Source organism: Paenarthrobacter sp. CM16 (assembly GCF_013179505.1).
Taxonomy (GTDB): domain Bacteria; phylum Actinomycetota; class Actinomycetes; order Actinomycetales; family Micrococcaceae; genus Arthrobacter.
The window spans coordinates 1-12,189 of the sequence record NZ_JABMCX010000145.1 but is presented as its reverse complement, the minus strand read 5'-3'; the positions used below and the strand labels follow the sequence as shown (position 1 = coordinate 12,189).

Below are 12,189 nucleotides of genomic sequence, written 5' to 3'. Positions count from 1 at the left end.
GGTGTCCGGCTGCTCCCGGAGTTGGGGGAGGGCTTCAGCCAGGCGTCGACCGGCTTCCGCGCGGTCTTTGAAACGCATGCCCATCTGCTCCACTTCCACGAAATTCTTTGCAGTTCCAAGCCTACCGTCCAGACCTTGCCCGGCAGCGCCTCCGCTGAAAGCATGGCCTTGTGAACAAGCCCATCGGATATTGGATCAAGAGGCTGGACGCTGCATTGGAAGCCCAACTGGACAGCATCCTGGCCCGGATCAAGCTCAGCAGGCGTCAATGGCACACCCTCAGCGTTCTGTCCGAGGCCGCCATGCTTCCGGAGCAGTTGGAGGAAACCCTCCATCCCCTGTGGGGAAACGATATCCGGATGCGGGAGAGGGAACTCGCGGCCCTGGTTGGCCGGGGAATGATCACCATGATCGATGACCGGCTGGTCCTCAGTGACCGGGGCCGGGAGAAGTACCACGAAGCCCAGCGGTTGGTGGACGCGGCCCGCGAGGACCTGTCCATGGGAATCGGCATTGATGAGTACGCCATGGCGCTCAGCGTGCTGGAGCGCATGAGCCTCAACGCTGAGCGGCTGGCCCGCTGAGCCCGGTCAGTGGTTTAATCCGGCGCGGAAAACTTGTCACGCGGATTACACGCCGAGGAATTCGACCGCGGCTTCCTTGAACGCCCTGCTGGTGATCACGTTGGTGTGCGTGCGCCCCGGAATCACCAGGGTTTCCACCAGCCCGCCCCTCTTCCCGGCAATGGCGGCCAGGTCCGGCATGCTGGCTGCCCGTTCATCCTTTTCACCGGCAACCAGCAATAGCGGCATGTGCGGGGCTGCCTCGGCGGGATCGAAGGGTTCGCCCTTGATGGCCTCGATCAGCGACAACATGGCAAACAAGTTGTTGCTGGGGAGCATCTGTGCCATCTTCAGCAGTCCTGCCGTGGAGGGATCCTCTACGGGGGTACCGTCGGCCAGGTGCCGCTGGGCAGCGGCGAGATCGAAAGCTGCCAAGGGATCTGCCGAGCTCGGCCCACCCAGGACGATTCGGTGAACCAGGTCCGGTTGGGTAGCGCCAAATTCCCATGCCAGCCGCGAACCAAGCGAGTATCCAATGACGTCCAGTCCGGTGGAGGGGTCACCGTCACGCAAGGGCCGGGCTCCGGCGTCGGTCACTATCTGGAGGAGATCGGCCCGGATGCGGCTGGGAGTATAGGAATCCAAGTCCTCCGGGGAGTGGCTCCGGCCGTGACCTGGGAGGTCCACCGTGATCACCCGGCGCCCTGCATCCTGAAGGGTGGTGATCCAACCGCTGTCCACCCAGTTCAGCTTGCTGGAGGAGGAGAAGCCGTGGATCAGCAGCACGGGGCGCAGGCCGGCGTCGGTGGCTGGCTCATGGACCTCTACAAACAGCCCGGGGTCCGTACCCTCTACCGTGTGTCCGTGCTGTTCCATGGTGTGCCTGCCGGTCATCAAGTCAGTCCTCATCGAGTACGGCGCTCAGGCGGACCCGGCGCTTGGGTGCTTCGTCCTTCGGAACAGTGCCCACGATCCCGGCGGTGTCATCCGGGACCTCGAACACGATCAGCGGCTCGCCAACGTTGATGGTGTCACCTGGCGCTCCGTGAATACGCCCCACTTTACCCGCCTGCGGGCTCGGCAACTCGAGTGCCGATTTGGTGGTTTCGAGCTCTACGATTGCCTGGTTCCGTTCTACCTGCTGACCGGGCTCCACGAGCCACTCCAGCACGGTTGCTTCGATGAGGCCTTCGCCAAGGTCGGGAAGCGGGAAGGAAATTTCAGCCACGGCGGTACTCCAGTACGCGTTGGATCCCAAAGAGGATGCGGTCGATGTTGGGAATGTATTCGTCCTCCAGGTCTCCGGAGGGATAGGGAACGTCGAAACCGGTGACGCGCTCCACGGGTGCCTTGAGCGTTGCGAAACAACTCTGCGTGATGAGTTGGGCTACTTCGGCACCCAAACCTGACGTCAACGGCGCTTCATGAACGACGACGGCGCGTCGCGTCTTTCCAACCGACCTCGCCAACGCTTCGGCATCAATGGGTTTGAGCCAGCGCAGGTCGAGCACCTCGACGTCGATCCCATCCTCTGCTGCCAGTTCGGCAACCTGCAGGCACCGTGCCACCATCGCACCCCATGCCACCATGGTAAGGTGCCGGCCTTCCCTGGCCACGCGCGCGCCAGTGAGGCTGCCGTGGTTGGTGGGCTCGTCGTCGTGCGCTGCTGCGCCTGGTGCGGCGGCGGTGAAGTCCACGGGCCCTTTTTGCCAGTAGCGGGACTTCGGCTCCATGAAGATCACCGGGTCCTGGCGGGTGGCCGCGTACTTGAGCAGGTGATAAGCGTCGTGCGGGGTAGAGGGGGAGACCACCTTGAGGCCGGGCACGTGGGCGAAGAGGGCCTCCAGGCTTTCGCCGTGGTGTTCCGGCGCGCGGATTCCGCCGAAGCTTGGCACCCGCAGCGTGATGGGCATCGGCAGGGTGCCGCGGCTGCGGTAGTTCATCCGGGCAATCTGGCAGACGATCTGGTTAATGGCAGGGTAGGCGAAGCCATCGAACTGGACTTCGGGGATGGGGTGGAAACCTGCCATCGCAAGGCCCACCGACATGCCCAGGATGCCGGACTCGGCAAGTGGGGTGTCGAAGACACGGTCCTCGCCGTGCTTGGCCTGTAGGCCGTCAGTGATGCGGAAGACGCCGCCCAGCCGGCCGCAATCCTCGCCGAAGATGACGGTCTTGGGATTCTGAGCCAGGACCTCGTCCAGTGCGCGGTTAAGGGCCTGCTGCATGGACAGCTGTTGGATGTCGTTGGCTGCAGCGGGCTCCGTGTAGTTGTTGTGGCTGCGCGTTTGGGTGGCGGTCTCAGACATGTTCGGACTCCTCGCGCCACGCAGTGGCTTGGGATTGAAGGGCGGGGGTTGGTTCCTGGAAGACCATGCTGAACATTTCAGCGCCGGGCCTGGGGCCCAGATCGGCTATTCCAGCCCGGACGGTTTCCTCTTCTTCTTCTGCCATGCGCCGGGCCTCCGCGAAGAAGGCCTCATCGGCCACTCCGTCCGCGAGGAGCCGTTGCTTGAAGCGCTCCAGCGGATCCTCTCCGGCATCCAGGCGTTCCTCCTCCAGGGTGCGATAACGGCCGGGATCGTCTGCGGTTGAGTGTGGACCCCGGCGGTAGGTCATGGCTTCGATGACCACGGGGCCATGGCCGGCGCGGCAATGCGCCAAGGCGGAACGGGTGGCTTCGTAGACAGCCACAACATCGTTGCCGTCCACTTGCAGGGATGGGATGCCGTATCCGGAGGCGCGCGCTGCCACGGATCCGCCTGCCACTTGGCGTTCGGTGGGGACGGAAATGGCCCAGCCGTTGTTCTGGATGAAGAAGACCACGGGGGCCTTCATGACGGCGGCGAAGTTCATGGCTTCGTGGACGTCGCCCTGGGAGGATGCGCCGTCACCGAAATAGGTTATGGCCACGCCTCGCTCATCCGTGCTTCGGCTGGAAAGACTCTGGCCATGGGCCCAGCCGACAGCGTGAAGTACAGAACCTGCCACCACAGCCTGAATGGGGGCGAACCGGGATTCCAGCGGGTTGTACATGCCGCCGTGCCATGTGGCCTTGTGGGTGGACATGTAGCCCACCATGTCCAGGCCCATTGCCCGGGCAACGCCCATTTCGCGGTAGGTGGGGAAGACGAAGTCCTTGGCCCGGTCAACAGCGTATCCGCTGCCTACCTGAGCGGCTTCCTGGCCGAGCTCCGGGGCATAGCCCGGAATAATGCCTTGGCGCTGCCAGGCGACCGCTGCGGTGTCCAGGTGCCGGACTGCTGCCATCAGGGTGTACAACTCACGCAATTGATGGTGGGTGAGCGGGGCCGTGTCATCATCGACGGCGGCCAGCACAGGTTCTGTAGTCATGGCTGTGACCCTAGTCACCCAGTATGGGCGTGCGCAATCAGCTCAGTTCATACGGAACACTTTGTACAATTTGGACAAACAAAGAAGCCCTGCGCCGTACAAACTGTGCAGGGCTTCTTGGTTGTGTTGAGCAGTGGTTACTTTGCCGGCGCGGAGTGCTTGGCAGCCTTGGACCTGGCATTGATAAAGCAGCCGGCAGCAATGACCAGGATCAGGATGAACGTCCCGATCAGCTGTCCGGCGCTTTCGGGGTTGGCGAAACCAACCACCAGGATCAGGCCCAGCAGGACCAGGCCCACGATGGTCAGCACCGGGAAGCCCTTCATGCGCAGGGGCAGCTCGGTTCCGTCCCTGTCGGCCCTGCGGCGCAAGATGAACTGAGACACCAGCGCAGTACCCCACACCACCAGGCAGGTGGAGCCCACGAGGTTCAGCAGCGCGGGCAGGATCTTCTCAGGGAAGAGCAATTCCAGGACCGTGGCGATAAAGCCGAAGGCCACGGAAATTCCGACCGCTGCAACGGGAACCTTCGAAGCGCTCAGCCGGGACAGGAAGCGGGGGGCTTCCCCGCGCTCGGAGAGGGAGAAGATCATTCGGGAGGCGCCGTACAGGTTGGCGTTCAGGGCCGAGAGCAGGGCGACGACGGCCACCAGGGTAATCGCGGCACCGGCGCCGGGGATTCCTGCAACGTCCAGCACTCCGGCGAATGGAGACTTCAGTCCCTCCGAGCCCACCGGGAGGACGGCTGCAATCACAAACACTGAGCCGATGTAGAAGACCAGGATGCGCCACACGACGGTACGGATGGCCTTGCCGACGCTGTGGGCGGGATTCTCGGTCTCCGCGGCGGCAACGCTGACGATCTCGGTTCCGCCGAAGGCGAAGATCACCACGAACAAGGCGGCGGCGATTCCACCGATGCCATTGGGGGCAAAGTCCCCGAAGGCTGAGAATCCGGGGGAGGGGACGTTCGGGAGCCAGCCGAACAGGAGGGCGGCGCCGATGAGCAGGAAAATCACGATGGCAGCAACCTTGAGGATGGCGAACCAGAATTCGAACTCACCGAAGTTGCGGACGCCCACCAGGTTGATGCCTGTAAAGACCACCATGAAGACCAAGGCCAGGACCCATACGGGGATCACGGGCCAGATCGAGAAAAGCAGTCCGGCCGCGCCAATGGCTTCGGCGGCGATGACCACCACCAGCTGCAGCCACCACAGCCAGCCGATGGTGCCGCCGGCGGTCTTGCCCATGGCTTTTTCTGCGTATACGGAGAATGCGCCGCTGTTCGGGTTGGCGGCCGCCATTTCGCCAAGGGCCCACATGACAAGAATGATCAGCGTACCGGCGACGAGGTAGGAAATGAGCACTGCCGGGCCGGCTGCCTGAACGCCGGCTCCCGAGCCCAGGAAAAGGCCCGCGCCGATCGCACTGCCGAGCCCCATCATGGTGAGCTGGCGCGGTTTCAGTGAATGGCCGAGGCCGGATGTTGGGGCAGGAGCCGCGATGGACTTCGTTGTCATACGTGTCTACCTTCTATGGATTACATGCTGGTTTGGCGTGCCGGCCTCGTGGGCTTGGCGCGCGGGCGTCGACGACGCAGCAAGAGCCGTGGAATAATTCTCGCAGTTTGTAAGATACATCACTTTTTGCTGTAGCGATGTGATGGGTACGGATCCCCGGGGACAGGAACTTTGATGCTGGTCGATGCGCTTGATGCAAAAATTGTACGTTTCTTCACGGATTCACCACGATCTTCGGTGCTGGAGGCCTCGCGCGTGCTCAGGGTTGCCAGGGCCACCGTCCAGTCCAGGATTGACCGGATGATCGACAACGGGGTGATAGGTTCCTGGGTTCCCCAGCCTGATCCTGCCAATTTTGGGTTTCCCGTGGTGGCGTTTTGTTCGGTCACCATTACCCAGGAGATCGGCCACGATGCCATCATCGAAAGCCTCAGCGCCATCCCGGAAATCATCGAAGTTCACACGGTGACGGGAAACTCGGATCTGATGGTCAAGATTGCCGCGCGGTCCAACCCTGATATGCAGCGGGTCCTTGATGCCATGATCGCCACCAAGTCCGTGGTCCGGTGCTCCTCGGTCATCGTCCTGAACAGCCACATCCAGGGACGTACGCTGCCCTTGATGGAAGCGGCGGCAAAATCAGTGTGACGTAAAGCATTTTGCCAGCTGCCTTTTCGGCCGTACCATTAGTTCTAGTCAACATGACTTTAACTAGCTCTCCGGCTCAGGACGAAGAGCCCGGGACGGAGAGCTCCGTACGGCGATGAAGCGAGGTGAAACGCCGTGAACACCAACTCAGCCAACGTCGCCGAGAGGCGGCTCGCACCGCCGTCGTTGGCTATTTCAACGGTGATCTTCGCCCTCCGCCCCAGTGAAAAGACCGGACGCCCCACCCTGTGGCTGCCACTGGTCCGCAGGATCCGGGAGCCATACAGGGAAATGTGGGCCCTTCCAGGTGGACCGCTGGCCCACGATGAATCGCTTCAGGATGCGGCGTCGCGAAACCTTCGCGAAACCACCGGGCTCACGCCCCACTACCTCGAACAGCTCTACGCTTTTGGCGGTCTCCACAGATCGCCCACCCAGCGCGTGGTGTCCATTGTGTACTGGGCCCTGGTCCAACCCACGGAAGCTGCCCTGGCTGACGAATCAGAGAATGTGCGCTGGTTCCGGGCGGACAAGCTCGGCGAACTCGCCTTCGACCACAACGCAATTGTTGACTACGCCCTATGGCGGCTCCGCAACAAGATGGCCTATGGATCCATCGCCTACCACTTTCTGGGAGAGTTCTTCACCCTCGCCCAGGTCCGCGAAGTCTACGAGGCCGTGCTGGACCGCCAGCTCGATCCCGCAAACTTCCGCAGGCACGTCAAGGCAACACCGGAAATCGAAGAGACCGGTGAATACCTGCAAGGCGGAAAACACCGCCCACCACGCCTCTACCGCTTCACCGGCACGCCCGGCCTCGGGCCAGATAACAGGAGTACACCATGAGCAGCGTCAATACTGCCGTCCAGCTGATCACCCGGGAGGAAGCCGAGAAGGGCCTCTCCCGCGCAGGGTCCACGTGCAGCCCGGCCTTGGCCAGGGGCCCATGGGAATACGACCTAGCAGAAGCCCTGGCCGGCGAGCCCGCATACGGTCCGGGCGCCTCCAGCAGCGATGTCGCGCCCAAAGCCACGCCGCGGCAGGGTCAGTTGCCGGAGGAGTACAAGAAAGCCTCCGACGCCGAACTGGACGCCCGCATCAAGGCGGCCAAAGCGACACTCGGTGACCGTGCCGTCATCCTGGGCCACTTCTACCAGCGCGATGAAGTCATCCAGTACGCGGATTTCGTCGGTGACTCCTTCCAGCTCGCCAACGCAGCACTGACCAAGCCGGACGCCGAAGCCATCATCTTCTGCGGCGTGCACTTCATGGCCGAGACGGCTGACATCCTCTCAACGCCCGATCAAGCGGTCATCCTGCCGAACCTCGCCGCGGGCTGCTCCATGGCGGACATGGCGGACGAGGACTCCGTGGAGGAATGCTGGGAGCAGCTTGAGGAAATGTTCGGCTCGGAGCCTGACGCAGCAGGCCGGGTACCGGTCATCCCCGTCACGTACATGAACTCTTCGGCGGCCTTGAAGGCGTTCTGTGGGCGGAACGGAGGGATCGTCTGCACCTCGTCCAACGCCAAAGTGGTCCTGGAATGGGCCTTCGAGCGCGGACAGCGGGTCCTGTTCTTCCCTGACCAGCACCTGGGCCGGAACACCGCCAAGGCACTCGGCGTCCCCCTGGAACAGATGCCCATGTGGAATCCGCGCAAAGAACTCGGCGGCAACGACGAACAAGCCCTCCTGGACTCCCGCGTCATCCTCTGGCATGGCTTCTGCTCGGTCCACAAGCGCTTCAACGTGGGCCAGATCGAGAAAGCCCGCCTGGACTTCCCGGGCGTCAACGTGATCGTTCACCCGGAGTGCCCCATGGAGGTAGTGGACGCCGCCGACTCCGCCGGTTCCACCGACTTCATCAAGAAAGCCATCGCAGCGGCCACCGAACCCACCACGTTCGCCATCGGCACCGAGATCAACATGGTGAACCGGCTCGCCGCCGAAAACCCGCAGCACACCATCTTCTGCCTTGATCCGGTCATTTGCCCGTGTTCCACCATGTACCGCATCCACCCGGGCTACCTTGCCTGGGTCCTCGAGGAGCTCGTGGAAGGACGCATCGTCAACCGCATTACTGTGGACGACTCCGTGCAGGACAACGCCAAGATTGCGCTGGAGCGCATGCTGGCAGCCAAACCGGCCTAAGCCGGGCCACACCGGACCAACCGAATCGAGCCCCACATGACAACAGAGAGCCTTGACCGCGGCCCCGCGCCCCGGCGGCTGGTCGTCGTCGGCAGCGGTATCGCAGGACTGTATTCAGCCCTGCTTGCCGCGGAAGCCGGGGCCCAGGTGGTGCTGCTGACCAAGGGGACGCTCGCGGACAGCAACACCTACTACGCCCAGGGCGGGATCTCCGCAGTCCTGGATGAGCCTGCCCCCGGAGACACCGTGGCTGCACACATCACGGACACCCTCAAAGCGGGGGCAGGGCACTGCAGCGAAGAAGCGGTGCGGGTGCTTTGTGCCGAGGCCCGGCTGGACATTGCGGGGCTTCAAAGGTTCGGCGTTACGTTCGACCTTGACGACGACGGCGACCCCGCCCTGGGTCTGGAAGCCGCCCACTCTGCTCCGCGTATCCTGCACACCGGAGGTGACGCCACTGGCGCAGGAGTGGCGGCCGCGCTGATCAGGACTGTCCTGGACTTCCATGCCGCAGGCAGGATCCAGGTCATCGGCCATGCCCACGTGACGTCGCTTTCGCTGGGCGGAGAGCACGGTGACCGCGTGGTGGGCGCGAATTTCCTTCACGACGGACGCAACCTCGGCGTGCACGGCGACTCCGTGCTGCTGGCTACGGGGGGAGCCGGACAGCTTTTCGCCCAAACAACCAACCCCGCAGTCGCAACAGCAGATGGCCTCGCGCTGGCCTGGCGCGTTGGAGCCGCCGTTGCAGACCTTGAGTTCTTCCAGTTCCACCCAACCTGCATGGTGCTCCCGGCCCAGGTCCGGGAAGCAGAAGGGAACACAGATCCCCTGCTGATCTCCGAAGCGGTGCGCGGCGAAGGCGCCATCCTCCTGGACGCCAATGGCCACCGCTTCATGCCCGACTACCACCCGGACGCGGAGCTTGCACCCCGGGACGTCGTCTCCCGCAGCATCGCCCTGCATCTGGCTAAACTGGGCAACCCCAACGGCCACGTGTTCCTCGACGCCACTGTGATCGAAAAGCAGCGAGGACACGGCTTCCTGGCCAAGCGCTTCCCCACACTCAGTGAACGGACGCGCCAAGCCGGGGTCGACTGGACCCGGGAATACGTCCCCGTGGCACCTGCGGCCCACTACTGGATGGGCGGGGTGGTCACGGATCTCCACGGCCGGACCTCTGTTCCCGGATTGCTCGCTGCTGGCGAGGTGGCGTGTACCGGCGTGCAAGGAGCCAATCGCTTGGCAAGTAACTCCCTGCTTGAAGGCCTGGTGTTCGGGCGGCGGGCTGTTGAGGGGTTTCTCTCTGGTGACAGCGACGCCGCAGGCCCCTTGGCGCCTGCGCTCGCGCCTCGTACCGGCGATCGCCTCGCAAGCTCGGCGGCCGGTTCGGGCGCTCACGCGACAACGGCGCTGTCGGGGCCTCCGGCGCCGCTGGAATCAATGGAATCGATGGACGCCCGCACTGCCCCCTCCGACGGGTTTTCGCGCCACGCACTGAGGCTCCTCATGACAGCCAAGGCCGGGGTGTTGCGTGATGGTCAGTTGTTGGCTGAGGCCGCAGAAGTTCTTGGCTCTTGGGAGGGTGAGGTTCTTCCCTTGAATGTTCCTGATTCCCTTGATGTCCGCGAGCATGAGGATGCCAACCTGCTCTTGGCCGCCCGCTTGCTCGTCCATGCGGCCAGGGAACGGCGGGAGTCCTTGGGCGCGCATTACCGCAGTGACAGCGTGGCCCCACCAGCCGCCGTCGACGATTTAGACAAGCGTTACACCATGAGCCGGAAAGCGAGCCTCGTCCATGACTAACCTGACCCTCCCCGCAGCCCCCGTCCGGGACATCCTGGAACGGGCTTTCGCGGAGGACGCACCCAGCGGCGACATCACCTCGCAATTGCTGATTCCCGTAGACGCCCGGGCAACTGCGGTATTGAACGCGCGCGTCCCTGGTGTCTTCAGCGGCGGAACCGTTTTCCGTGACGCCATGAAGCTTGTGGACCCGGCCACGGAGGTGGAATTGCTGCTCGCCGATGGTGAAGCGTTCGACGCCGGAACCCACCTGGCGCGGGTCAGCGGCAGTGCGCGCTCGGTACTGCTTGCCGAAAGGGTGGGACTGAACCTGGTGCAACGGATGAGTGCCATAGCCACCAAGACCGCGGAATTCGTCAGGCTCGTTGACGGGACGCGTGCACGTATCACCGACACGCGCAAGACCACCCCCGGCTTGCGGGTCCTGGAACGCTACGCAGTGCGCTGCGGTGGGGGATCGAACCACCGGTACAGCCTTTCCGACGCCGTGTTGGCCAAGGACAACCACCTGGCTGTCATGACCGGCGGGGACTCCACCAAGCTCACTGAGCTTCTGGTTGCCGCCAAAGCCCAGCTTGGCCACACCACCCACTTTGAAGTTGAAGTGGACCGGGCCGAACAGATCGAACCGGTGCTGGCTGCCGGCGTGGACACCATCATGCTCGATAATTTCTCCTTTGAGGAACTCCGGGCCGGGGTCAAGCAGGTGGATGGCCGGGCGATCGTAGAAGCCAGCGGCAACGTGAACATCAACACCGTTACCGAAATTGCCGCAGCGGGTGTGGACGTCATTTCCATCGGAGGACTGACACACAGCGTGAGCGCCCTCGATCTAGGTCTCGACGTTGTCCTGGAGAAGGCTTGACGCTCCCATGATTTTCCTCGACGCCGCCGCCACCACTCCAGTTCGCCGCGAGGCGCTTGAGGCCATGTGGCCGTATCTCAGCGGCGAGTTCGGCAACCCCTCCAGCCACCACACCTTGGGCGAAGCGGCAGCAGCTGCACTCGCAGGGGCCAGGTCCGGCGTCGCTAAGGTGCTGAACTGTCGAGCCGGCGAGGTGACCTTCACTTCAGGGGGCACGGAAGCGGACAACCTGGCGGTCAAAGGCATTGCCCTGGCCCGGCAGGCGGCTGATCCTTCCATGAACCGTGTGGTGATCAGCGCGATCGAGCATCCCGCGGTTGAAGAATCGGCACGGTACCTCGAACGGGTGCATGGCTTTGTGGTCGATGTCCTCCCGGTGGACGGAGATGGCCTGGTCTCCGTTGACGCATTGACGGACGTGCTGCGGCCGGAAACAGCCTTGGTCAGCATCATGTATGCGAACAACGAGATCGGAAGCATCCAGCCCATTGAGGCCTTGGCGGCAGCGGCGCGGGAAGGCGGCGTCCCCTTCCACACGGATGCGGTGCAAGCGGCCGGTTGGTTGCCGTTGGACGTCAAGGCACTCGGGGTGGATGCCCTGAGTATGTCCGGACACAAACTTGGTGCGCCCAAGGGATCCGGCGTCCTGTTCACCAAGGGGCGGCTGCGGGTGGAGCCCTTGGTTCACGGTGGGGGCCAGGAGCGGGGTAAACGCTCAGGGACGGAGAATGTGGCCGGTGCTGTGGCGTTGTCCACCGCGTTGGCGTTATCCAGCGCTGAGCAGCCCGAACAGGCTTCCCGTGCCGCGGGCTTGCGGGATCAGTTCATCGAACGGATCCTGGCCAGCGTCCCGGGTGCTTTTGTCACAGGTCACCGGCTGCAACGTCTGCCATCGGTGGCTTCCTTTTGTTTCCCCGGCACCAGCGGCGAATCGGTCCTGCTCGAACTTGAGCGGCTGGGCGTGGTGTGTTCCAGCGGCTCGGCCTGTGCTGCGGGATCGGACGCGCCGTCACCGGTGTTGCTGGCTCTCGGCATTGCCCCGGAAATAGCCCAGACGGCCATACGTTTCAGCTTCACCTCAAGTGTCACCGATTCCGAACTGGAGCAGGCTGCCGACGCCGTGGAAACCGCCGTCGGGCGTGTCCGGAACCTGGCATCCCCGCAAGCGGGATAACGCTGCCGACCGTTGGCGGCACGCTGGCTACACGTGGCGTGCCCGCCGGAAAATCCAGTGCCGCAACAAGGTGAACCGGACCGCTGTGGCCGCGAAGCCGGACAAC

The 12,189-nt window shown here is 63.6% G+C and carries 12 protein-coding genes and 1 pseudogene; 7 read left to right on the top strand and 6 right to left on the bottom strand.

What is annotated here, in order from left to right; all coding sequences use genetic code 11:
- The first annotated feature begins 170 nt into the window (after positions 1-170).
- A complete protein-coding gene (locus HP499_RS13760; protein WP_172324600.1) occupies positions 171-584 on the top strand; it encodes a MarR family transcriptional regulator in 414 nt (137 codons plus the stop codon).
- A gap of 45 nt (positions 585-629) precedes the next feature.
- Here HP499_RS13760 and HP499_RS13755 read toward each other — a convergent pair whose 3' ends face one another.
- From HP499_RS13755 to HP499_RS13735, 5 genes are all read right to left on the bottom strand, one after another.
- Positions 630-1,457: an alpha/beta fold hydrolase gene (locus tag HP499_RS13755; protein WP_172324599.1), complete on the bottom strand. Its 828-nt coding sequence runs from the start codon at positions 1,455-1,457 to the stop codon at positions 630-632.
- Positions 1,458-1,461: 4 nt separating this feature from the next.
- Positions 1,462-1,791: a biotin/lipoyl-containing protein gene (locus HP499_RS13750; RefSeq protein ID WP_172324598.1), complete on the bottom strand. Its 330-nt coding sequence runs from the start codon at positions 1,789-1,791 to the stop codon at positions 1,462-1,464.
- Entirely contained in the window at positions 1,784-2,872 is a 1,089-nt protein-coding gene (locus HP499_RS13745) for an alpha-ketoacid dehydrogenase subunit beta (protein ID WP_172324597.1), read from the bottom strand. Before HP499_RS13745 ends, HP499_RS13750 begins: the two co-directional genes overlap by 8 nt.
- Positions 2,865-3,917, bottom strand: a complete 1,053-nt coding sequence (locus HP499_RS13740; protein WP_172324596.1) for a thiamine pyrophosphate-dependent enzyme — start codon at positions 3,915-3,917, stop codon at positions 2,865-2,867. The genes HP499_RS13745 and HP499_RS13740 overlap by 8 nt, the downstream gene beginning before the upstream one ends.
- A 137-nt stretch (positions 3,918-4,054) precedes the next feature.
- Entirely contained in the window at positions 4,055-5,440 is a 1,386-nt protein-coding gene (locus HP499_RS13735) for an amino acid permease (protein WP_172324595.1), read from the bottom strand.
- A 174-nt stretch (positions 5,441-5,614) separates the two neighbouring features.
- On the opposite strand from HP499_RS13735, the gene HP499_RS13730 reads away from it, so the two are divergent.
- The 6 genes from HP499_RS13730 to HP499_RS13705 all read left to right on the top strand — a co-directional run bounded on the left by HP499_RS13730 (position 5,615) and on the right by HP499_RS13705 (position 12,083).
- Positions 5,615-6,088: an Lrp/AsnC family transcriptional regulator gene (locus tag HP499_RS13730; protein ID WP_172324594.1), complete on the top strand. Its 474-nt coding sequence runs from the start codon at positions 5,615-5,617 to the stop codon at positions 6,086-6,088.
- A gap of 135 nt (positions 6,089-6,223) precedes the next feature.
- Positions 6,224-6,934, top strand: coding sequence for an NUDIX domain-containing protein (locus tag HP499_RS13725; protein ID WP_172324593.1), 711 nt, complete (start codon positions 6,224-6,226; stop codon positions 6,932-6,934).
- Positions 6,931-8,238 (top strand): quinolinate synthase NadA, encoded by a 1,308-nt coding sequence (gene nadA / locus HP499_RS13720; protein ID WP_172324592.1) that lies wholly within the window; start codon positions 6,931-6,933, stop codon positions 8,236-8,238. The genes HP499_RS13725 and nadA overlap by 4 nt, the downstream gene beginning before the upstream one ends.
- A 36-nt stretch (positions 8,239-8,274) precedes the next feature.
- A complete protein-coding gene (locus HP499_RS13715; RefSeq protein ID WP_172324591.1) occupies positions 8,275-10,044 on the top strand; it encodes an L-aspartate oxidase in 1,770 nt (589 codons plus the stop codon).
- Positions 10,037-10,909, top strand: coding sequence for a carboxylating nicotinate-nucleotide diphosphorylase (nadC, locus tag HP499_RS13710; RefSeq protein WP_172324590.1), 873 nt, complete (start codon positions 10,037-10,039; stop codon positions 10,907-10,909). Before HP499_RS13715 ends, nadC begins: the two co-directional genes overlap by 8 nt.
- A 7-nt stretch (positions 10,910-10,916) precedes the next feature.
- Positions 10,917-12,083 carry a cysteine desulfurase family protein gene (locus HP499_RS13705; RefSeq protein ID WP_172324589.1) on the top strand — a complete coding sequence of 389 codons (1,167 nt, stop codon included), beginning with the start codon at positions 10,917-10,919 and terminating at the stop codon, positions 12,081-12,083.
- 27 nt (positions 12,084-12,110) lie between these two features.
- On the opposite strand, the pseudogene HP499_RS25180 reads toward HP499_RS13705, so the two are convergent.
- Positions 12,111-12,189, bottom strand: a pseudogene (locus tag HP499_RS25180) (GtrA family protein); the annotation flags it as partial.

Excerpts from the sequence above, each read along its gene's own strand:
- HP499_RS13715 (WP_172324591.1), top strand. The coding sequence starts at position 8,275 with ATGACAACAGAGAGCCTTGACCGCGGCCCCGCGCCCCGGCGGCTGGTC.
- nadA (WP_172324592.1), top strand. The coding sequence starts at position 6,931 with ATGAGCAGCGTCAATACTGCCGTCCAGCTGATCACCCGGGAGGAAGCC.
- nadC (WP_172324590.1), top strand. The coding sequence starts at position 10,037 with ATGACTAACCTGACCCTCCCCGCAGCCCCCGTCCGGGACATCCTGGAA.
- HP499_RS13745 (WP_172324597.1), bottom strand. The coding sequence starts at position 2,872 with ATGTCTGAGACCGCCACCCAAACGCGCAGCCACAACAACTACACGGAG.
- HP499_RS13740 (WP_172324596.1), bottom strand. The coding sequence starts at position 3,917 with ATGACTACAGAACCTGTGCTGGCCGCCGTCGATGATGACACGGCCCCG.
- HP499_RS13735 (WP_172324595.1), bottom strand. The coding sequence starts at position 5,440 with ATGACAACGAAGTCCATCGCGGCTCCTGCCCCAACATCCGGCCTCGGC.
- HP499_RS13755 (WP_172324599.1), bottom strand. The coding sequence starts at position 1,457 with ATGACCGGCAGGCACACCATGGAACAGCACGGACACACGGTAGAGGGT.
- HP499_RS13730 (WP_172324594.1), top strand. The coding sequence starts at position 5,615 with ATGCTGGTCGATGCGCTTGATGCAAAAATTGTACGTTTCTTCACGGAT.
- HP499_RS13705 (WP_172324589.1), top strand. The coding sequence starts at position 10,917 with ATGATTTTCCTCGACGCCGCCGCCACCACTCCAGTTCGCCGCGAGGCG.